At 67.4% G+C, this 19,766-nt stretch carries 19 protein-coding genes; 13 read left to right on the forward strand and 6 right to left on the reverse strand.

Going from position 1 to position 19,766, the window contains the following annotated elements; all coding sequences use genetic code 11:
• Positions 1-48: 48 nt before the first annotated feature.
• The 4 genes from QM806_RS28100 (at position 49) to QM806_RS28110 (ending at position 2,761) form a co-directional block, all read left to right on the forward strand.
• Positions 49-1,422, forward strand: coding sequence for an alpha/beta fold hydrolase (locus tag QM806_RS28100; protein WP_283293564.1), 1,374 nt, complete (start codon positions 49-51; stop codon positions 1,420-1,422).
• Positions 1,325-1,621: an alpha/beta hydrolase gene (locus QM806_RS41825; protein ID WP_502943902.1), complete on the forward strand. Its 297-nt coding sequence runs from the start codon at positions 1,325-1,327 to the stop codon at positions 1,619-1,621. Before QM806_RS28100 ends, QM806_RS41825 begins: the two co-directional genes overlap by 98 nt.
• Before the next feature lie 135 nt (positions 1,622-1,756).
• Positions 1,757-2,203 (forward strand): antitoxin Xre/MbcA/ParS toxin-binding domain-containing protein, encoded by a 447-nt coding sequence (locus QM806_RS28105; RefSeq protein WP_283293566.1) that lies wholly within the window; start codon positions 1,757-1,759, stop codon positions 2,201-2,203.
• Positions 2,204-2,761: an RES domain-containing protein gene (locus QM806_RS28110; protein ID WP_283293567.1), complete on the forward strand. Its 558-nt coding sequence runs from the start codon at positions 2,204-2,206 to the stop codon at positions 2,759-2,761. It begins immediately after the preceding gene.
• Positions 2,762-2,840: 79 nt separating this feature from the next.
• Here the strand turns inward: QM806_RS28110 and QM806_RS28115 are convergent, their stop codons facing one another.
• On the reverse strand, positions 2,841-3,788 hold the full coding sequence (locus QM806_RS28115) for a DUF808 domain-containing protein (protein ID WP_283293569.1): 948 nt from the start codon (positions 3,786-3,788) through the stop codon (positions 2,841-2,843).
• 424 nt (positions 3,789-4,212) lie between these two features.
• On the opposite strand from QM806_RS28115, the gene QM806_RS28120 reads away from it, so the two are divergent.
• The 4 genes from QM806_RS28120 to QM806_RS28135 all read left to right on the forward strand — a co-directional run bounded on the left by QM806_RS28120 (position 4,213) and on the right by QM806_RS28135 (position 7,428).
• Positions 4,213-5,235, forward strand: a complete 1,023-nt coding sequence (locus QM806_RS28120) for a sugar ABC transporter substrate-binding protein (protein WP_283293571.1) — start codon at positions 4,213-4,215, stop codon at positions 5,233-5,235.
• 25 nt (positions 5,236-5,260) lie between these two features.
• Entirely contained in the window at positions 5,261-6,061 is an 801-nt protein-coding gene (locus QM806_RS28125) for an SDR family NAD(P)-dependent oxidoreductase (protein ID WP_283293573.1), read from the forward strand.
• Between the two features lie 738 nt (positions 6,062-6,799).
• Positions 6,800-7,021, forward strand: coding sequence for a type II toxin-antitoxin system VapB family antitoxin (gene vapB / locus QM806_RS28130; RefSeq protein WP_167119628.1), 222 nt, complete (start codon positions 6,800-6,802; stop codon positions 7,019-7,021).
• Positions 7,018-7,428 (forward strand): PIN domain nuclease, encoded by a 411-nt coding sequence (locus QM806_RS28135; RefSeq protein ID WP_167119625.1) that lies wholly within the window; start codon positions 7,018-7,020, stop codon positions 7,426-7,428. Before vapB ends, QM806_RS28135 begins: the two co-directional genes overlap by 4 nt.
• Before the next feature lie 78 nt (positions 7,429-7,506).
• Here QM806_RS28135 and QM806_RS28140 read toward each other — a convergent pair whose 3' ends face one another.
• From QM806_RS28140 to QM806_RS28160, 5 genes are all read right to left on the reverse strand, one after another.
• A complete protein-coding gene (locus QM806_RS28140; protein ID WP_167119622.1) occupies positions 7,507-8,982 on the reverse strand; it encodes a plasmid pRiA4b ORF-3 family protein in 1,476 nt (491 codons plus the stop codon).
• 474 nt (positions 8,983-9,456) lie between these two features.
• Entirely contained in the window at positions 9,457-11,103 is a 1,647-nt protein-coding gene (locus tag QM806_RS28145) for a glycoside hydrolase family 13 protein (protein WP_283293577.1), read from the reverse strand.
• Between the two features lie 50 nt (positions 11,104-11,153).
• A complete protein-coding gene (locus tag QM806_RS28150; RefSeq protein WP_141476370.1) occupies positions 11,154-11,978 on the reverse strand; it encodes a carbohydrate ABC transporter permease in 825 nt (274 codons plus the stop codon).
• Positions 11,979-11,980: 2 nt separating this feature from the next.
• Positions 11,981-12,928 carry a carbohydrate ABC transporter permease gene (locus tag QM806_RS28155; protein ID WP_167119616.1) on the reverse strand — a complete coding sequence of 316 codons (948 nt, stop codon included), beginning with the start codon at positions 12,926-12,928 and terminating at the stop codon, positions 11,981-11,983.
• A complete protein-coding gene (locus tag QM806_RS28160; RefSeq protein WP_167119613.1) occupies positions 12,925-14,274 on the reverse strand; it encodes an ABC transporter substrate-binding protein in 1,350 nt (449 codons plus the stop codon). The genes QM806_RS28155 and QM806_RS28160 overlap by 4 nt, the downstream gene beginning before the upstream one ends.
• A 122-nt stretch (positions 14,275-14,396) precedes the next feature.
• On the opposite strand from QM806_RS28160, the gene QM806_RS28165 reads away from it, so the two are divergent.
• From QM806_RS28165 to QM806_RS28185, 5 genes are all read left to right on the forward strand, one after another.
• On the forward strand, positions 14,397-15,500 hold the full coding sequence (locus QM806_RS28165; RefSeq protein ID WP_283293582.1) for a LacI family DNA-binding transcriptional regulator: 1,104 nt from the start codon (positions 14,397-14,399) through the stop codon (positions 15,498-15,500).
• Positions 15,500-16,426: a glycoside hydrolase family protein gene (locus QM806_RS28170; protein ID WP_167121320.1), complete on the forward strand. Its 927-nt coding sequence runs from the start codon at positions 15,500-15,502 to the stop codon at positions 16,424-16,426. The genes QM806_RS28165 and QM806_RS28170 overlap by 1 nt, the downstream gene beginning before the upstream one ends.
• A gap of 81 nt (positions 16,427-16,507) precedes the next feature.
• Positions 16,508-17,584: an ABC transporter ATP-binding protein gene (locus QM806_RS28175; protein WP_283293585.1), complete on the forward strand. Its 1,077-nt coding sequence runs from the start codon at positions 16,508-16,510 to the stop codon at positions 17,582-17,584.
• 199 nt (positions 17,585-17,783) lie between these two features.
• Positions 17,784-18,713, forward strand: coding sequence for a PfkB family carbohydrate kinase (locus tag QM806_RS28180; RefSeq protein WP_283293587.1), 930 nt, complete (start codon positions 17,784-17,786; stop codon positions 18,711-18,713).
• Positions 18,714-18,898: 185 nt separating this feature from the next.
• Positions 18,899-19,084: a hypothetical protein gene (locus QM806_RS28185; RefSeq protein WP_283293589.1), complete on the forward strand. Its 186-nt coding sequence runs from the start codon at positions 18,899-18,901 to the stop codon at positions 19,082-19,084.
• Positions 19,085-19,766: the final 682 nt, after the last annotated feature.

The following is a 19,766-nucleotide window of genomic DNA, read 5'->3' on the forward strand; positions in this document are numbered from 1 at the left end:
CAACTACCGACCCCGCAGAAGCTACTGATAATCGTTATCGTTAGCAAGATGCAGTTCTGGAACACCCGAAACCGACCCTCGATATTCGGCCGCTCCGCCCACGCGTCGACGGTGGCCCTGTCCACCGTTCTCCTCCTCGTCGCCGCATCCGCTCCGTCGGAAGCACTGCCGACACTCCGGGACCCGGCCGGTGACGACGACCGGCCTACCGGCCTGTGGTTCGGTCCGTGCGCGGAGATCGCCGGCACCGATGATCTGGAATCTGAGGGTCTGGAATGCGGAACACTCGACGTCCCATTGTCGGTGGACGACCCTGGCGCCGGAACCGTCCATCTCGCCGTATCACGTTTGCGTGCAACAAATCCCAATATTCGGCGTGGAGTGCTGGTGGTCAACCCCGGAGGCCCCGGCGGCACCGGCCTCGAGTACGCCGCCACCAAGGGCGCCAAACTCCCAGAGCAAGTGCGGGCCGCCTACGACATCATCGGCTTCGACCCCCGCGGTATCGGGCACAGCGTGGTGACCCAACCCCACACGGGAGAAGTTCCCTCCTCGCTGAACTGCGGGCCGATGGGCGGCCTCTTCTGCCGACCGGTCCCACCGACCGACGATCTCGCCGCGCTACCGGGATTGGCGGCCACCGCCCGGGACTGCGCCGCCGCCGTCGGGCCGCACGCGGCGGACTACGCCACATACCGCGTGGCCGACGATATCGACGCCATCCGCAGAGCACTCGGCGAGCAGCGTATCTCCATGCTCGGCGTCTCCTACGGCACCGTGATCGCCGATCGCTACGCCCGCCGGTACGGCGATCACGTCGACAGGTTCATCCTCGACTCCGTCGTGGGACCCGGGCCGGACGGGCGCGACGATTGGCACGCCTTCGACCTACGGCAGGCCGAGGCCCTGCTCTCGCAGCGCGAGACCATGATCGGGTGGTGGGCCCAGCACCCCGAGCGCATCGGCCTGGGCCACGACCCGGCAGCCGTGCGCCGCAGCTACGACACCGTGCGCGCCCTGAACCCATCGGGAGGGATCGGCGCCGACGAGTTCGACCGCGCCGTCTACCGCGCACTGGGCCGAGCCGAACGATGGCAGCCGCTCGGCCAGGCGATCGCCCAAGCCCTACGCACCGGCGATCTGCGGGCACTCGAACCGGTCGTGCCGGAGGTCGATGACGAACGCCGAAACAGCGAGGCGGCCAACCGCACCGTCGTCTGCGCCGACGCCACCCACCCCACTTTCGCCGACCGCGATCCTCGCCGGCCGCGCCCGACTCCGGGCTCTGGACCCGCAACCGATCACCACAGGACTCGAAGCCGAAGTGTGCGCATTCTGGCCGATCGCCCATCCCTCCGCACCGCCTCCCACGCCCCGATCCGAGGTGGGCGAGCACCTTCTCCTGGTCGCCGGAACCCATGATCCCGTGACCCCGATCGCCGACGCCGAACGCCGCCACCAGCAGTGGGCCGGAAGCGGGTTGATTACATTGCTCGACACCTGGTCGCACGGAGTGTTCGCCAGTCAACACATCCTCTGCGTCGACGACGCCGTCGCCGACTTCCTGCTCGGCGGTGCTGCCTCCAGTCGACAATGCCCAGGTCCGGGTTTGCCTCGGTGATCACGTCGGGCAGAGTTCGTGACCAGGGCGCCGAACTGAGCCTATCGACGGGGACCTGGGTAGCCCGCACTACAAATCCCCTCTGTGGCACCACCTGCACTTCTACCCAACAGAAGTGTTGGGTAGGATGGGGGTATGGCGACGGTGAAGGCACGAGACGAGGCAGTGAAGGCGGCTGCGGCGAAGAAGGCCGTGGGACGTGCGGCGCGGGCGAGTGGTCATGGGGGCAGGTCGCCGAGGGTGGCGGCCGATGATCCGTTGTCGGTGGAGCGGGTGCGGTACCTGACCGGCGCGTTCGGGCAAACGCAGCTCGCGGCGATCGTCGGGGTGAACCGGTCGCAGCCGTCGCGGTGGATCAAGGGTGTGGAGCGGCCGGGCCCGGCCGCGGCGCCGCTGTTGATCGATCTCGAGCATGTCCTGGCCCGCGCCCGCCTGGTCTGGGGGGAGACGGCCGCGCACACCTGGCTCGAGAGCGCCAACGCGTACCTCGACGGTGCGCGTCCGCTCGATGTGCTGCAACTGTCCGGTCCTGCTCCGGTGCTCGACGCGTTGGATGCGCAGGCGTGGGGCGGGGCCGCCTGAGTGCTGGTCTACCGCATCTTCCCGTACCTGTCCGCGGCGGCACCGGGACAGCCGGGGCACCCGCTGTACGAGCACCGGCCGCAGCGCGGCGGCCGGATCGATCACCCGGACTATCACGTCTGGTATGTCTCCCGGCTGGCCGAGGCGGCGTGCGGGGAGAGTTTCGGGAACCTCGCCCGCTGGGAGGCGTCGATGTTGGAGTTCCCGCTGCTGCCCGGGTCGCGGCGCGCACTGGGGGTGTTCGAGTTGCCTGATGATCTGCGGGTCCTCGACCTGGATGATCCGGCGCAGTTGGTGCGGTTGGGGTTGCGTCCGACGCAGGTGGTGGCCCGGAATTTGACGGTGACCCAGGGGTGGGGGCATCGGATCTGGTCGGAGACCGAACCGCATACGGGGGATCGGGCGTGGCAGGCGGTGTCGTGGTGGTCGTATCACCGCCCGCAGTGGTCGGTGCTGGCCTCCTGGCTGCGGCCCGCGCTGGTGCGGGTCGAACCCCTGGCCCTGGATCATCCGGCGATCCTCGACTCGGCGAAAGCCTTGCAGCGCATCGTGATGTGACGGTGTGCCGGGGACCGCTGTTTCGGGCTTGAACGGAGCGGGGTGCGGGCGACGTGGTGGGCGGTGTCGGCCACCTCGGTCAGTCGGCGCGCTTCGTGCGTTTCGGGATCAGGTGCGCGAGTAGGACGATGATCGCGCCGACGACGAGCCCGACGAGTGCGGATGCCACGGTCCCGGCGGTCCAGGACAGCAGACCGGCGACGCCGCCGTGCACGAGGTCCGCGGACCAGTGTTCGAGATCGTGGAGGCGGTCGGCCGGCCAGTGGAATCCTGCCTCGCCGATGTTGACGAGCAGGATATGGCCACCGACCCAGAGCATCGCGGCGATCCCGACGACGGTGAGTACCGCCATCACCTTCGGCATCGCCGCGACGAGCCCCCGGCCGATCCGCTGACTGAACGAGGACTCGCGCCGGGCAAGGGCCAGGCCCATGTCGTCCATCTTCACGATCAGGGCGACCACGCCGTACACCAGGACGGTGATGAGGATCGCGACGACGAGGAGCACCAACAGCCGGGTGAGGAACGGTTCGTCCTCGACCGAGGACAGTGAGATCACCATGATCTCGGCGGACAGGATCAGGTCGGTGCGGATCGCGCCGCTGACCATCGTCTTCTCGAGTTCGGGTCCGCTCTGCCCCTCGGTCGTGCCCTCGTGCTCGTGATGATTGCCGGTGAGTGCTTCGTAGACCTTTTCGGCTCCCTCGAAGCACAGGAACAGACCACCGGCGATCAGCAGGTACGGCAATGCCTGGGGCAGGAACTCGCTCAGGATCATCGCCACCGGCAAGATGATCAGGAGTTTGTTGCGGATCGACCCGATCGCGATCTTGCGGATGATGGGCAGTTCGCGATTAGGGGAGAACCCGTGCACGTAGCGGGGGGTGACGGCGGTGTCGTCGACGACCACACCCGCTGCCTTGACGCTGGCCTTGCCTGCCGCGGCTCCGATGTCGTCGATGGATGCCGCGGCCGCTTTCGCCAGTGCCGCGGCGTCGTCCAACAAGGCCACGAGACCACCAGCCACGAAAAACCTCCCACAGTTCGGATGTGCAGAGCCGCCCGAATGACACGTGGTCGCGGGTCGACACCGAACGGTACCGAATCGGTGGTCCTGCACAACCGGTAGCGCTGAGCGCCGCGGCGCCGATACACAGGATGGTCGGGGAGTGATCCCGAAAGGTGCAGTCATGATCGGTGTGGCGGTTGACCTTCCGGATGGTATCGGGGTCGTGACGTTCTGGCCGTGGACGTGGTGGAACTCGTTCGCGACCTGGTGGAATCAGTTCTAGAGAGGGGAGCTGCTGATGGTAGGTCTGTTGCCGGACCTGTTTTGGCGAATCCTCTCGAGGAAGGTGTCTGGCGGCTGATCCTCGAGTGGAACACCTTCGTCCGTTGGTGGAATCTGCTCTAAAGGCCCGGCCGTACCGGGGTATTCGGCGCTGGTCTCGATGATGGCGCACAAGAGTTCTCTGTTCCGCCGGGCCGCACTCGCGATCGCCGTCTGCGCGGCCACCGTGCTGGCCGGCACCGCGTGCGGGGCTCCCGGCGCGGCGACCGACAACGAGGACTGGCCGACGATCGCCTTCCTCGTGCCGATGGACCGCAACCACGAGTACGGCCGCAACTACGTCTCGTCCCTGCGGAAGGCAGCCGAAGAACACCACGTCAACGCGTTCGTGATGAACTCGAACTACGACGCCTCGGTGCAGGCGTCGCAGATGAAGATCGCGATCGCCAAGAAGGTCGACGGCATCGTCATCTGGCCCGCGCTCTACGGCGCCGAACAGCCGATGCTGATCCAGGCCCAGCGGGCCGGAATTCCGGTCGACATCAGCAACTCCCAGCCCCCCGAGGACCTCGACACCAGCCTGTACCACGCGTTCACGGGACCGAACGACCAGCGTATCGGCGAACTCCAGGGCAAGGAGCTCGCGAAGCTGCTCGGCGGCAAGGGAACCTACGTCTATATCGGCGGCACCCCGGGCAACGCGGCCGCGATCAACCGTCAGATCGGCCTCGAACGCGAGATGGCCAACCACCCCGACGTCAAGCTCCTCGGCTCCCAGCCGGGCAACTTCGACAAGAACCAGGCCCAGACCGCAGCGAGCTCACTGATCAGCCGGTTCGGCAACCAGATCGATGCCCTCGTCACTCCGGACGACATCATGGCCTCCGGCGCCGCCCAGGCCCTCGACGCCGCGGGGATGGCCGGACAGGTCAAACTCCTCGGCCACAACTACGCCCCGGTCGCCCGGACCCTGCTCGAGAACGGATCCATGTCGACGACACTGTTCCAATCCCCGTGCTGGGACTCCACCCACGCCCTGACCACCATGATGGACGTCCTCGCCGGCAAGGACGTGCCGCCGGTCAGCTACATGCCGCTGCCGGTGGTCACCAAGGACAACCTCGACGAGTTCACCCCCAACGGCTGCCTGCCCGAGGGGTACTCCGAACCCGCCACCAACTAACGCCCCACGCCCGAGAGGAATCACGATGGAAACCGGACTAGGGGACAAGGTCGTCGTCATCACCGGCGCCGGCTCCGGAATCGGAGCCTCATCCGCACGCGCCTTCGCCGCGGAAAACGCCCGCCTCGCCCTGCTCGACCGCGACCGGCACGGCCTCGACATCCTCGCCAAGGAACTCGAGCAGGTCACCGAGGTGCACTGCGCCGTAGCCGATCTGAGCACCGAGACCGGGGTGACCGGCGGCCTCGACGAGGTCCTCGATCCCTACGACGGCCGGGTAGACGTGTTGTTCAACAACGTCGGCGCCGGCAGCCTGGGAACCTTCGACAGCCTCACCGACACCGACTGGGCCGCCACCCTCGAACTGAACTTCCTCAGCCAGGTCCGCGCCGCCACCCACCTGCTGCCGGCCATGCGGGCCGCCGGACGCGGTGTCATCGTCAACAACGCCTCGGACCTGGGCCGCCAGCCGATCGCCGCCGGACCGGACTACGCCGCGTCCAAGGCAGCGATCCTGTCGTTCACCAGCTCGCTGGCCATCAGCGAGGGCCCGATCGTGCGCGTCAACGCGGTCGCACCCGGGCCGATCCTCTCGCCGATGTGGCTGATGGAGGGCGGCCTCGCCGACACCTTCGCCGCCGTCCACGGCGTGCACCGCGACGAGTCCATCGACGTCGAGATGAAACACCGCGGACTTCCCTTGCAGCGCATCGGAACTCCAGAGGAAGTGGCCAACGTGGTGGTCTTCCTCGCCTCCGACCTCGCCTCGTACGTCACCTCCTCGGTGTACGGCGTCGACGGCGGATCATTCCGCAGCATCACCTGACCCACAGCGCACACGCGCACCGAATCGGGGCCTGTCAGAACATCGACAGGCCCCGATTCGTCGTGACGCCACCTTCCTGGGCTGGTGTCCGGTGCCACGGGATTGTCCTCGGTGCGGAGCTGTGACCTGGGCCGAGGAATTTTCACTGGCGGGATTCGGGTGTGCCCGTCAGCGTTTCGGGGGTTGGTGACATGGCCGCCGGGCGCTGTGTGCCAGTGAATCTTGCTTGAACCGGCGTGTGTTGCCGTCTGCTCATGCACCGTCGGCAGGCTGCGGTGATTCGCATCGGCCCTGCGAACTGGCCTGCCGACCAGGGTGGGGTGAACTCGAACCGAGCAAACTACAGTGGCGAGACAGCCGGGATAAGCAAGATTCATTGGCTAAAAGGAAGATCTTCTGTCACAGGACAGCTGGGTTCTGCGCTCCACACCGCCGGAAGGCAGGCAGGTGTCCTGTCTCATCGAGAGTGAGGCAGAGCCAGGGGCTTGACCTGGTGTGCCTTAGATATGTGGGATGCGGTGATCGTCGTATGTCTCACCGATGGTGAGGTACGTCGTCGAATTGCGGTTCCGGGTCGTGGCGTTTCTCGACCAGCCGAACAGCTGGTCGTAATGACTGTTTTCGCAGTGCTCGATACCGAGGTGGAGGTTGATGTCCTGCTGGAATCGTGGGAGGTCGTTGGTGTCACCTGGCTTGTCGAGAATGCAGGTGATATCATATGATATCTAGGAGGTTGTCATGTCCGACGTTTTGATCCGCAACTTTCCCGCGGAGGACCTGGCGCTGCTCGACGAGCACGCGGCCCGCCTCGGGATCTCGCGCACCGAATTCCTGCGCCGTCAGCTGCAGCAGGAGGCGCGTCGCACCGTCACCGCGGTGTCGACCGCCGACCTGGTGCGGTTCTCTCAGGACTTCCCCGACCTGGCTGATGACGAGGTCATGCGCGGCGCCTGGTCATGAGTGACCCCACGTGGCTGATCGACAAGTCTGCGATGGTGCGTCTCGGCGCCAGCCCGGACGCCGAGCAGTGGGCCAATCGAATCCAGCGCGGTCTCGTCCACATCTGCACCGTGACGCTGCTCGAGGTCGGCTACTCGGCCCGTACCGCCCACGACCTGACGCGGGGACGACGCACCCCACCGCTATCGGCCATGCCCCTCGAGTATTCGACACCCGCGATCGAAGACCGCGCCCTCGAGGTGCAACGGCAACTGGCAGAACGGGGTCAACACCGCGCACCGTCGATCCCGGATCTGCTCATCGCGGCGACCGCGGAGATCAGCAACCGAGTCGTTCTGCATCTGGACAAGGACTTCGATTTGATCGCGGCGATCACCGGCCAACCACTCGAACGCCTGGTGACCTAGCGCCCGGACAGGCGCCCGCCCGGTCTCCACCACGAGGTGACACGCGGATGTACAGCTGCGGCGCGAGCGGGGATCGGGTCAGGTCGCGTCGCTGGGGTCGGCGCCGATCACGGCCCGGGCGGTGGCGGCCACGGCGGAATCCATCCCGGTGAGCCGGCCGCGTGTCTTCCCGGAGAGAAGCTCGAGGAAGTCGAGCGTGGGGCTGACGACGGCGGCGACGGGGAGGCCCGGGCCGCCCTCCGCGCGCCAACCGAGGCCGAGCAGCAGGTTGCGGATCTCGCGGGTCCATTCCTCGGCCGGGCTGCCGCTCCCGACGACGGCGAGTGCGAGCCAGCCCGCCTGGCGGTCGAACTCGGTCCTGCCCACCGGCAGTCGGGACAGAATGTGCCGCCACAGCGCCGATGGTTGGTCACGGCTGCGGCGGGCGAGCGCGGTCGGCGCCAGCCGGCCCTTGCGCACACTCACCAGGCCGAGCGCTCGCGCGCTGTCGCGGAGCTGCGCGACCGGCCACGTGAGGTCCTCGCGGTTCGCCTTGCCGATCCACCACCCGGCGACGCCGGTCCGCTCGGCGAGCTGCTCGACCAGCGCCGGCGGAAGGTAACCGGCGCTGGTCAGCCGCACCCCATCTCCGATCACGTCGAGGAGGACCAGGTACGGCTCGATCAGGCGGGCGGCGTCCGCCTCGCTCACCTCGAACCCGGCGTGCCCCGCCGACCGTGCCAGCACCTGAGTGAGTGCCTGGTTGCCGCCCCGCTCCAGTTGCTCGCACAGCGCGGCGAGCTCACCGGCCACCCGGATCGGCGCGGCCACCGCTGCCGCGAGGGCGGTGTCGGCCTCGTCGACGTCGAACCGGTCGGGGTGCCAGTCGAGCGGCAGCCAGTCGCGGGCGTGGCCGGCGTCCTCGAACGGGGCCGGGACGGACCCCGGGTCGCATCCGCCCCGCACCCACGCCGCCAGCTCCGTGTACCCCCAGATCCCACCGCAATCCTCGGGTGGGCAGGCCATCCGACCACCGGTGCAGCGCACCTCGGCGGGCGGCTGGTCGAGGACCGCCTCCACCGCGAGGACGTGGTCCCAATCGTCGCCGAAGTCGTATTGGTACCAGAGCCGGTCACCGGTGCCGGTCAGCACCTGATCGAGCCGGACACCGTCTTCGAGCACGCCGTCCTCGCCCTCCTCGACGTCGAACGGTGTGACGAAGTACGGCGACCGGGGATCGCTGCCCGTGCGGAACCGGTGCAGATGGCCGTCGAACCACCCCATCGCGGCCTGGATCACCACATGCAGCCGGTCGAGGGTGAGGTCGCCGGGCAGCTCGAGCCGCCGCCACACCGGGGGTTTGGCACCGGCCAGGTCGAGCCGGACCCGAAAACCGCGAATGCGGGTCGGCGCATCACCGACCACGGGCTCCGGGACTCGCAGCACATTCTCGACGAACGCCATCGAACGATCCGCCCCGATCTCGCCCACGAACGCCTGTTGCTGCTGCGGGGTCAACTCGGCCATGAGCTGCTCGGCGAGCCGTCGTACGTCGTCTGAGGTCGGCACGATCATCAGTCAACCATCGACAACGACCGGCATGCCCAGCAGATGCACGAACCCGGGCGTCGGGGTGCTCGGCGTGCAGGCTCGACCGTCGTACCGCCACCTCGCCCGATCGGCACCGCGCCAAATAGCGTCGGCAAAAACGTGCCAGTAGCGCTGGGAATCACAACCATGAGTGAGCCGTGCCTCGCTTGCGATGAGACGGGACACCGTTGGTTATCGGACACCGCTCTGAAGGGCTCTTCGGCGCGTGCAGAGGCGTCGAAAACTCGTGTCGATAAACTGTGTCGAGAAACCTTGCCCGAGGCATTGTCGACAGGCTGGTCCGCAAGCGGTTGGGCTTCCTTTATTCTCTGGCAGCCTCAAGGCGCGGCTGCGTGGCGAATCCGATCCGACTTCAGCCGGGGCCGAGTTGGGGCGGTAGTGGCAGGTATTCGATCTGCTGTCCGTCGATGTATGCACCAGGGTGGGTTTTCTCGCTCCCTATCGGGTCTGGAGCCAGACTGCGGTGTCCGGAGGAATCGTTTGAGAGTCCTGCAGGTGGGTGGAGGTGAGGAGGACGGGTGTGCCGGCGTCGATCGGAATTGGGCCGCTGGAGAGGTTCACGACGCATTGAAATGATGGTCCGCGGTCGAAGGCGAGGACATCGGGGGCCGACGGTTGCCAGTCGAAAGAGTCACTGGGGAGGGCGGGCAGTGTGCGGCGGAGTTGGAGTGCGGTGCGGTAGAGGGTGAGCATCGAGTCGGGGTCGTTGGATTCGGCGGTGACGGTCTTCGATTTCCAGTTGTCGGGTTGGGGGAGCCACGGTTGTGCGTTGTCGGTGGTGAATCCGAAGGGCGGGTGGTCGCCGCTCCAGGGCAGCGGGACCCGGCATCCGTCGCGGCCGCGGATGGTGTGTCCGGATCGTTCCCAGGTCGGGTCCTGGAGTAGGTCTTCGGGCAGGTCGGTGACTTCCTCGAGTCCGAGTTCTTCGCCCTGGTAGAGGTAGGCACCGCCGGGCAGGGCGAGCATGAGCAGGGCGGCGGCACGGGCGCGTCGGGTGCCGAGGGCGAGGTCGGAGTCGGTGCCGGCGGTCAGGGTCATGGGCAGGGTGCTGGTGTCGGCGCGCCCGAATCGGGTGAGGTGGCGGGTCTCGTCGTGGCTCGAGAGCACCCAGGTGGCCGGTGCTCCGACCTCACGGAGCGCGTCGCGGCTGCGGTCGATGGCCTCGCGCAGCGTTGCCGGGTTCCAGCCGGCTCGGGGGAAGTCGAAGTTGAAGGCGGTGTGCAGTTCGTCCGGTCGCACGTAGCGGGCCAGGCGCTCGGGGCTGCGGACGATCGCCTCGGCGACGAACATGCGGTCGGGGCCGTAGGTGTCGGCGATGGTGCGGAACTCGCGCAGGATGGTGTGGAGGTCGTCGACATCCCAGTGCGGGTTGTCGACCCACGTGCTGGATTCGAAACGGGCTCCGGGTGCGTGGCCGGCGTCGGGCAGGCCGGGAACCTTGGCCATGGCCGACACGGCGTCGATGCGCATCCCGTCGACGCCGCGGTCGAACCAGAACCGCAGGACGTCGGCGAAGTCGGCGCGCACTTGCGGGTTGGTCCAGTCGAGATCGGGTTGTTCGGGGGCGAACAGGTGCAGGTACCACTGGCCGGGTTGGTCGTCGTCTCCGGTGGTGCGGGTCCAGGCCGGTCCGCCGAAGGCGCTGATCCAGTCGTTCGGTGGGAGTTCGCCGGTGTCGCCGCGTCCGTCGCGGAAGAAGTACCGGGCGCGCTCGGGCGAACCGGGAGCGCTGTTCAGGGCGTCCCGGAACCAGGGGTGGGTGTGCGAGGTGTGGTTGGCGGGCAGGTCGATGATGATGCGGAGTCCGGCGGCGTGGGCGGCGGCCAGGAGGGTGTCCGCGTCGTCGAGGGTGCCGAAGAGCGGGTCGATGGCGCGGAAGTCGGCGATGTCGTAGCCGCCATCGGCCATCGGTGACCGATACCAGGGGGTGATCCACACGGCGTCCACCCCGAGGTCGACGAGGTACGGCAGGCGGGCCTGGAGGCCGGTGATGTCGCCGATGCCGTCGCCGTCGGCATCGGCGAAGCTGCGCAGATACACCTGGTAGATGACGGCGTCGTGCCACCACTGACGTGCTGTGGGCATGGTTTCCCCCTGGGGGTGGTGTGGGTGTGGTGATGGGTGCGCGGGCACGGTCAGCCCTTGACGGCGCCGGAGATCATCGCCTTGACGAAGTGGCGTTGGAACAGCAGGAACACCACGATGGTGGGTGCCATGATCAACAGTGAACCGGCGTTGAGGAGCACGACGTCGGTGGAGTACTGGCCGACGAAGTTCTGCAGTGCGCCCGCCATGGTGCGTTTGCTGGGGTCGTCGATCAGGACGATGGCCTGCAGGAAGGTATTCCAGGTCCACAGGAACAGCAGCAGGCACAGCGAGGCCAGCGCCGGGACCGCCAGCGGGATCTGGACATGGCGGAACGCCTGCCAGGGGCCGGCGCCGTCGAGTTCCGCGGCCTCGGTGAGCTCCTTCGGCATCGAGAGGAAGTGGGCCCGCATCCAGAAGACGGCGAACGGCATGAACGTGCCGATCAGGACCAGGATCAGGCCCAGGCGGGTGTTGAGCAGGTTCATCTCGCGCAGCTGGTAGTAGAGCGGCACGATCGTCGCTTCCCGGGGGAGGGTCAACCCCAGCAGCAGGAGCAGGAATACGACGGTGCCGCCGGGGACCTTCAGCTGACCGAGCCCGTAGCCGGCCATCGCGGCGAACAACGCGGCGACCGGGACGACTCCGGCGACGAGGATGATGCTCGAGATCAGCAGGGGTGTCACCTCGGCGACGCGCCAGGCGTCGAGGAAGTTGTGCCACTGCGGGTTCGACGGCCACGACAGCCCCAAGGGGACGGTGCCCTGCGGTTGCAGCGCCGCCGACAGCATGCTCAGCAACGGCAGAATCGAGAAGATCATGGTGCCCAGCAGCAGGACGAGTCCGGGGATGCGTTGGCGGACGGAGGTTTTCATGATCAGTTCTCTCTGAAGAAGCGCTGGATCGGCAGGATGACCAGCAGGATCAGCCCGGTGAGGACGACGGCGAGTGCGCTGGCGAGGCCGACCCGGGCTTCGGTGAAACCAAGCTGGTAGATCTGGACGCCGGGAACGGTGGTCGCGTAGCCGGGACCGCCCTGGGTGGACATGAACACGATGTCGAAGCTGGCAAGAGCGGCGATGACGGTGACGGTGACGCAGACCCCGATTTCGGCCCGCAGGGCGGGAACCGTGACGTAGCGGAAGGTGCTGAAGAAGCCGGCACCGTCGAGTCGGGCCGCCTCGTAGATCGCAATGTCGATCTTCCCGATGCCCGCCATGAGCAAGATGGTGCAGAATCCGAGCCCGAGCCAGGTCCCGATGACGCCGACCGCGGGCAGCGCCCAGTCGAAGTCGCCGAGCCACGACCGGGTGAGGCCGCCGAGGCCGACGGCCGAGAGGAGTTGGTTCACGGTGCCGTTGCTCGAGAACATCCACACCCAGGCGACCGCGGCCGCGGCGCCGGGGATGATCTGCGGCAGGAACAGCAACGTGCGGGTCATTGTTCCGAGGCCGCGGATGCGGATCTCCTGGAGCAGGGCGGCGACGAGAAGTCCGCCGATCACCGGGAAGACGGTGAAGAACGCGATGAGGAAGAACGCGTGGCCGATCGAGGACAGCAACTGCGGGTCGGTGAGCACGCGGCCGTAGTTGCCGAGCCCGACCCAGCTGCCGACGGAGATGCCGTCCCAGTTGTAGAGGGAGTACCAGATGGTGGTCAGCAGCGGCCGCAGCACGAAGACCGTGTACACCAGCGCCGCGGGGAGGACGAACAGCCATCCGGTCAGGGCTCGTTTGGCGCGGTGCCCCCGGTCGGGCCGGATTGCGGCGCGGTGACCGAACGCCCGGACGGGGGAGGTCTGGGGGGTGTGCGCGGTGGAGGTCATCGGAGAAGGTCCTGCTCGTAGGCGGATTGGACGGCGCCCATCATCTCGGCGGGCGTCGTTCGGCCGGCGGCGAGCATCTGGACCTGCGGTAACCAGGTGCCGGACATGCCGTTGGTGGCGTTCTGGACGAACTGGACCTGGCCGTCGGCGGCGACCAGCCTGCCGAAGGCGGCCTGGATCTGGGCGCCCAGCGATCCGGGTGCGGTGGCCGGGACCTCGCCGGTGCCGGAGGGGGCGAAACCGGCGTCGACCGCGACCTGCCGGCCGGCCTCGGAGCGGAGGAAGTCCAAAAAGGCTGCGGCGGCGTTCTTGTCGTCCGAGCCCGAGGGGATTGCGAAGTTGGACACCGGATCCGACATGGCCAGCACGGGTTCTCCCGCCGGTGCCGGCGGGAGAACGAAGCCGACGTTGCCGCCCATCTTGGTCTGCAGGGCCGCGGCATCCCAGTTACCGGAGGCGTAGAACAGTGCCTCGCCGGCGGCGAACCGACCGGCGGCGGCGGTCGCGTCGGTGCCGTTGGTGTCCTGGGGGAAGTAGCCGTTCGCGGCCCAGTCGGCCACGACCGCGGCCGCATCGACGCCGGCGGGGGTGTCGAGTGTGGCACCGGGAGCGTTGAAGACCCAGTCGTTGACCGCATCGCGCCCCAACGATGCATTCAGCATCATCTGGACCAGGAAGGTGACCTGGGCGCTCTTGTTGCCGGCCATGATCGGGACCAGCCCGGCGGTCTTCGCCGCCGCGAGTGCCTGCTCGAAGTCCTCGACGGTGGTGGGCGGTGAGGTCATTCCGATGCGGTTCGCGAGATCCTTGTTGTAGTAGAGACCGGTCAGGGTGAACCCGCTGGCCATCGTGTACTGCGGACCGGTGCCCCGGACCCCGGCGTCATCGACCCGGTACATGGCCATCTGCCCCTCCGGTAGCTCGTTCCAGCCGTAGGCGTCGGCCCACGGATCGAGTGCGGTGAGCTGGCGGTTGGCCACCGCCGCCGGCAGCGCAATGATCCGCGCGATATCCGGCGGATTATCCGAGGCGAGCACCCGGGGCGCGTTGACCGCCTGAACCTCGTCCGGGTCGTAGCGCGCGGTGATGGTGACGTTCGGGTGGCGCTCGGTGAACGCCGCGATCAGGGCCTCGTCGATCTTCTTCAGCCCCGCCCCGTCGTACAGGGTCAACTCGATCGGGTCGGTACCGAGATCCGTGCGCACCGCTACCGGCTCCGTCGGTGCTGTCGTGGTGTAGCCGCTGCCCGGCGGCGCGCAGGCCACCGTCGAAGGCAGGATCGCGGCTCCGGCGACCGCGGCGAACCTGCGCGCCCACCGGCCCCGGGTGAAGTGGTGTGAGTCCATAGCTCCTCCGCATTGAGACGCGCATCACAATTCGGAAGCGCTTCCGAAGCCTATGTCGGAAGCGCTTCCGAAATCAAGGTCGGTCGGGCTACCATCGCTTCGTGCCCGATCAACCTGGTTCTTTGAGTCTCAGCGACGTCGCTCGGGAAGCCGGCGTCTCGCTGACGACCGCCTCCCGCGCGCTCAACGACTCGTACGGCGTCTCCGCGGCAACCAAGGCAAAGGTCCTCGCCACCGCCCGCCGCCTCGACTACGTCATCTCCCCGGACGCGGTCCGCCTCGCCGGCGGCCCGACCCGACGGGTGGCGTTGGTCGTTCCCCATATCGAGCGCTGGTTTTTCGGCGAGATGGTCAATGGAATCGAGACGGTGCTCGCATCAGCGAACTTCGACCTGTTGCTGTACCAGGTCGGCGGCCCCGAGGACCGCCAGGACTTCTTCACCCGACTGCCCGCTCGACGGAAAGTCGACGCCGTGGTGGTGGTCGCGTTCCCGGTGGACCAACGCGAGCGCGAACGGCTCGCACTGATGGGCGTGAGCATCGTCGCCGCCGGCGGCCAGAGCGCCGACTACCCGTACGTCTGCATCGACGACTACCACGCCGGCCGGCTCGCCGTCGACCACCTCCTGGAATCAGGACACCGGCGGATCGCCATGATCGCCGCCCACGACCCCGATCAGCCCGGGTGGCCGGCACGCTCCGGTCGATCGGAGGCGTATGTCGACGCACTGACCGGAGCGGGCATCGCAGTGGATCACTGCCTCGTCCGCGACGTCGACTGGGGCGGCATCAACGCCGCAGAGGCGATGGCGGACATCCTCGACGCCACCCCGGAATCGGCTCCGACCGCCGTTTTCGCGCACAGCGACGAACTCGCACTCGGAGCCATCCGAACACTGCGCCGCCGAGGCCTGCGCATTCCCGAGGACGTCTCCGTCGTCGGAATCGACGACCATCCGCTCGCCGCACTCACCGACCTGACCACCGTGCACCAATCCGTCCGCGAACAGGGTGAGATCGCCGCCCGACTCGTCCTCGACACACTCGCCCCCACCCCAGACGCGGGCGCGCCGACCGCCGTCACCGCACCGACCACACTCGTCGTCCGCGGCAGCACCGGACCCGCACCGGATCACGCTCGGTCACTCGCGGCTTCTTCCGACGACCCCCACCCCGAACTTCCCGGGAGCCGCCCCGCGGTTCCCGCGCACCCCCAGGAGAGATGATGAGATTTGCCCTTCCCGATCACTGGGTCTGGGACAGTTGGATGGCCGACGACGGCACCGACCACCACCTGTTCTTCCTCCGCGCCTCCCGTGCCCTCCAGGACCGCGAACGCCGCCACTACCGCGCGACCATCGGTCACGCGACGTCTCCGGACGGCGAGGCATGGACCCTCACCGCCGACGCGCTGGCGCCCTCGGATGCCCCGGCCTTCGATGACCTCGCCACCTGGACCGGCTCCGTCGTCCGCGGCGCCGACGGGCTCTGGAGCATGTTCTACACCGGAGTGAGCCGGGCCGAGAACGGCCTCAAACAACGCATCGGCCGGGCGACCTCCACCGACCTGCTGACCTGGACCAAGGACCCCGACCTCGTCCTCGAGGCCGACGACCGCTGGTACGAACGCCTCGGCGAGGGCACCTGGCCGGACGAAGCCTGGCGCGACCCCTACGTCTTCGAACATGCCGGTCAGTGGCACATGCTGATCACCGCCCGCGCCAAATCCGGCGATCCCGAGGGCCGGGCAGTCGTGGGCCACGCCACCAGCGACGATCTGAGCCACTGGCACATCCAACCCCCACTCTCGACGCCCGCCGGGTTCGGCGAAATGGAAGTCCTGCAGGCGCACACCGTCAACGGGAAGCCGATCCTGGTGTTCTCCTGCGCGCCCAAGAACACCCGCGCCCACGCCGGGCACGATGCGGGCACCTGGATCGCCGAGGGACAGTCCCTGCTCGGACCGTGGAAGGTCACCGACGCGGCGAACGTCGACACCGCCGACCTGTACGCGGTGCAGATGCGGCGGACACGAGACGGCAACTGGATGACGTGGGGCTTCGACAACAGCGACGGACCGCACTTCGGCACCATCTCGTCCTCGAGTTACCCGCCGCCCACCGACACAGAAAGTTCGACACCGACGACCTGACACCACCGACACCCGCACCACTCACCTCACTCACTCGGATCGTCCGGCACGTTCCTGCCGGTGGAGGGACTCACTTTTCTCATGGCAACAATCACCTTTGACCACGCAACCAGGCTGTTCCCGGGATCGGACGTCCCGGCGGTCGATCAACTCGACCTGCACATCGAGGACGGCGAATTCCTCGTCCTCGTCGGCCCGTCCGGCTGCGGCAAGTCCACGTCGCTGCGGATGCTCGCGGGCCTCGAGGACGTCGACGGCGGGCAGATCCTGATCGGCGGCCGCGACGTCACGCATTCCGAACCCAAGGACCGCGACATCGCGATGGTCTTCCAGAACTACGCCCTCTACCCGCACATGAGCGTCGCGGAGAACATGGGCTTCGCCCTCAAACTCGCCGGCACCGACAAGACCGAGATCCGCACGCGCGTCGGGGAGGCCGCCGACATGCTCGACCTCGGCGACTACCTGGACCGCAAACCCAAGGCCCTCTCCGGCGGCCAGCGGCAGCGAGTTGCCATGGGCCGTGCCATCGTCCGGCAGCCGCAGGTGTTCCTGATGGACGAGCCGCTGTCGAACCTCGACGCGAAGCTGCGGGTGCAGACCCGGACGCAGATCGCGCAGTTGCAGCGCCGCCTCGGCACCACCACCGTGTACGTCACGCACGACCAGGTCGAGGCCATGACGATGGGCGACCGGGTCGCCGTCCTCAAGGGCGGGGTGCTGCAGCAGTGCGCGTCCCCGCGCGAGCTCTACCGCCGGCCTGCGAATGTCTTCGTCGCCGGTTTCATGGGTTCACCGTCGATGAACCTGTTCACCGTGCCGGTGACGGACGGCGGAATCCGCTTCGGCGGGCAGATGATTCCGGTACCGCGAGACACCCTCGCGTCGGCCGGCCGAGAGGTGATCTTCGGGATCCGGCCCGAGCACGTCGAACTCGCCGACGCCGGTCTCGAGCTCGAGATCGACGTGGTCGAGGAACTCGGCTCCGAGGCCTTCGTCTTCGGCCGCACCCAGGTGAACGGAACATACGAACCTCTCGTGGCCAGGGTCGACTGGCGCAACCCCCCGGAGAAAGGCCAGGTCGTGCACGTCCGCATCGATCCATCACACGCGCACCTCTTCGCCACCACACCGGGTGGCGAACGGCTACCGCAATAGGAGACACGGTCGCTGGCGGCTTCGTGCCTCGCACCATGGACGGCCGGCATCAGTTTCGCACCGACATTCTCTGACAGCCAGGCGATCTCACCGGCGGGCAGCCACCACCGCCCACCCCTCAACAGGCCTGAGACGGAACCGAACCGTGAGCACCGTTACCGGCCCACACCTTCCCGAACCAGCAGAGAAGCGTTCCGACATGACCACCACCTCCACCGCCCGATGCGACATCGCCGTCGTCGGGGAATCCCTCATCGACATCACACTCAATGCTGACGGCAACTGCCGCGAACGTGTCGGCGGCAGCCCCGCCGCCCTCGCGTGGAGCCTCGGCCGGCTCGGAATAGCCACCACGCTGCTGACCACATTCGGCGCCGACCCTCACGGCCGCACCATCAACCACGAACTTACCCGGTGCGGCGTCCGGATAGTTCAGGCCGGCCATCCCGCCACCCGCACCTCGACAGTGACCGCCCACCCCGACCGACCGGGCGCCCCCACCGTCGACCTTTGCTGGGAACTCGTCCACACCGACGTCCCCTCGTGTGGTCACCTGCACGTCGGCTCCATCGCCGTCGTCCGAGCACCCGGCGCCGATGACGTGGCACGACTCGTCTCGCGGCAGACCCCGGACACGACCATCAGCTACGACGTCAATGTCAGGCCCTCAGCGATGGGCCCCCGGCACATCTCGATCGCACGAATCGACGAGATGATCTCCAGGAGCGATGTCGTCAAGCTGAGCGATGCGGATCTGGCCTGGCTACGGCCGGGCGAGCGCCACGGTGATGCGATCCGGTGGTTGATGTCTCGGGGCCCGGCGATCGTGGTCGTCACCCACGGCTCTGCCGGAGCCACGGGCTACACCAGGAGCGGGTCCGTGCGTGTTCGAGGCCATCGCGTCGACGTGGCCCACACCGCGGGGGTGGGTGACGCCTTCATGGCCGGATTGCTGCACGCCATGTCCGTCCGCAGTCTGCTGGCCCGCAAGACCGCTCGGCGTCTGCGTACGATCGGCCTCGACGACCTACACAGCATCCTGCACCACGCGAACCTCTGCGCGGCACAGGCCATCACCTCCGCCGGGATAGAGCCTCCCCACATCGACGATCTCGCTGTGGCGAGTTGATATGTATCGACTGCGTGCCAATCACTTCCAGCAGAACTGGCCTTGTACTCGCTGATGGTGAGACCAGCTGACCACCCTCGCTCAGCGGCGACCTGGTCGAGATACCACCGAAACTGAATCCGCAGGGATGATCTCCGCAAGTTCTAACTGCCGGGGTTACCGATAACGGTGAGCCGGTCGAGGCTGTGGAGAGCTGCATCGATGCCGGTGCGGGCTGGGACTGGGAGGACTGGAAGGAACACCGGGACGAGATGCTCGCCGGTGCCTCTCCGGCGGCGCGTGAGTTGCTGCTGGGGTTGCTCGATGGTCCGCCCGCCGGGGTTTATGTGGAGGGCCGTGACGATCGGCCCTGGCTGGACCCGGCAGCCTAGTTCGCCTCTCTCCGTGCACGGCCCGCACCCGACTTCCGGGGTGCGGGCCGTGTGCTGAGTGAGGGCTGTAATGGTGTTGTGACCTGGTGTGATGACATGTCCCCGGTTTGTGATGTGGGGGTGCCGGCGACTTGCCGGCGACTTGCCGGGGGAGTGCCGGCGCCGGGGTGTCGGCGCCGGGGTGTCGGCGGGCGCGCGTGTCTGTTTCGTCCGGGTTTGAGCCGTTTTTGAAAGATGTTGAGTGACAACATGTTTTGGTAATCGATTGATGAGTAAGATTTTAGGAGTGTTATGCACAAGTATCAGCTTGTAAGGTTCGTAATTTGTTGTTTATCAACATAATTGGGTATTTTGAGATTTTCAATTGTTGTGGGTTTCGTGGGGGGTGGGTGGTATGCTGTTGGTATGACATGGAGCGGCGCGGGAAGGCGAGTGAGCGGCGGGTCGGGCGCGCCCCCCCGTCTCCCCAGCCTCGTTGGGGTGTGGGGGACCGGATCGAACGGGACGATTAAAGATGAAGGTGTGAGCCTAATTTCGGAACTCAGAGGAGCGAAGCGACTCGATCGACGGCAACGGGAATCGACCCACTGCGAGCCGCGCAGCGGCTCCCTGGCGGGGAGCGAAGCGACTCGCCCCGCCTCACGGCGCGGAGCGCCGGGAGCAGCGCCGCGGGCCATCGGCG

Source organism: Rhodococcus sp. IEGM 1351, from assembly GCF_030056875.1.
Taxonomy (GTDB): domain Bacteria; phylum Actinomycetota; class Actinomycetes; order Mycobacteriales; family Mycobacteriaceae; genus Rhodococcus_F; species Rhodococcus_F opacus.

What these genes read in the sequence shown, in the direction of transcription:
- QM806_RS28100 (WP_283293564.1), top strand. Translation starts at nt 49, where the DNA reads ATGCAGTTCTGGAACACCCGAAACCGACCCTCGATATTCGGCCGCTCC.
- QM806_RS28105 (WP_283293566.1), top strand. Translation starts at nt 1,757, where the DNA reads ATGGCGACGGTGAAGGCACGAGACGAGGCAGTGAAGGCGGCTGCGGCG.
- QM806_RS28120 (WP_283293571.1), top strand. Translation starts at nt 4,213, where the DNA reads ATGATGGCGCACAAGAGTTCTCTGTTCCGCCGGGCCGCACTCGCGATC.
- QM806_RS28125 (WP_283293573.1), top strand. Translation starts at nt 5,261, where the DNA reads ATGGAAACCGGACTAGGGGACAAGGTCGTCGTCATCACCGGCGCCGGC.
- vapB (WP_167119628.1), top strand. Translation starts at nt 6,800, where the DNA reads ATGTCCGACGTTTTGATCCGCAACTTTCCCGCGGAGGACCTGGCGCTG.
- QM806_RS28135 (WP_167119625.1), top strand. Translation starts at nt 7,018, where the DNA reads ATGAGTGACCCCACGTGGCTGATCGACAAGTCTGCGATGGTGCGTCTC.
- QM806_RS28140 (WP_167119622.1), bottom strand. Translation starts at nt 8,982, where the DNA reads ATGATCGTGCCGACCTCAGACGACGTACGACGGCTCGCCGAGCAGCTC.
- QM806_RS28145 (WP_283293577.1), bottom strand. Translation starts at nt 11,103, where the DNA reads ATGCCCACAGCACGTCAGTGGTGGCACGACGCCGTCATCTACCAGGTG.
- QM806_RS28150 (WP_141476370.1), bottom strand. Translation starts at nt 11,978, where the DNA reads ATGAAAACCTCCGTCCGCCAACGCATCCCCGGACTCGTCCTGCTGCTG.
- QM806_RS28155 (WP_167119616.1), bottom strand. Translation starts at nt 12,928, where the DNA reads ATGACCTCCACCGCGCACACCCCCCAGACCTCCCCCGTCCGGGCGTTC.
- QM806_RS28160 (WP_167119613.1), bottom strand. Translation starts at nt 14,274, where the DNA reads ATGGACTCACACCACTTCACCCGGGGCCGGTGGGCGCGCAGGTTCGCC.
- QM806_RS28170 (WP_167121320.1), top strand. Translation starts at nt 15,500, where the DNA reads ATGAGATTTGCCCTTCCCGATCACTGGGTCTGGGACAGTTGGATGGCC.
- QM806_RS28175 (WP_283293585.1), top strand. Translation starts at nt 16,508, where the DNA reads ATGGCAACAATCACCTTTGACCACGCAACCAGGCTGTTCCCGGGATCG.
- QM806_RS28180 (WP_283293587.1), top strand. Translation starts at nt 17,784, where the DNA reads ATGACCACCACCTCCACCGCCCGATGCGACATCGCCGTCGTCGGGGAA.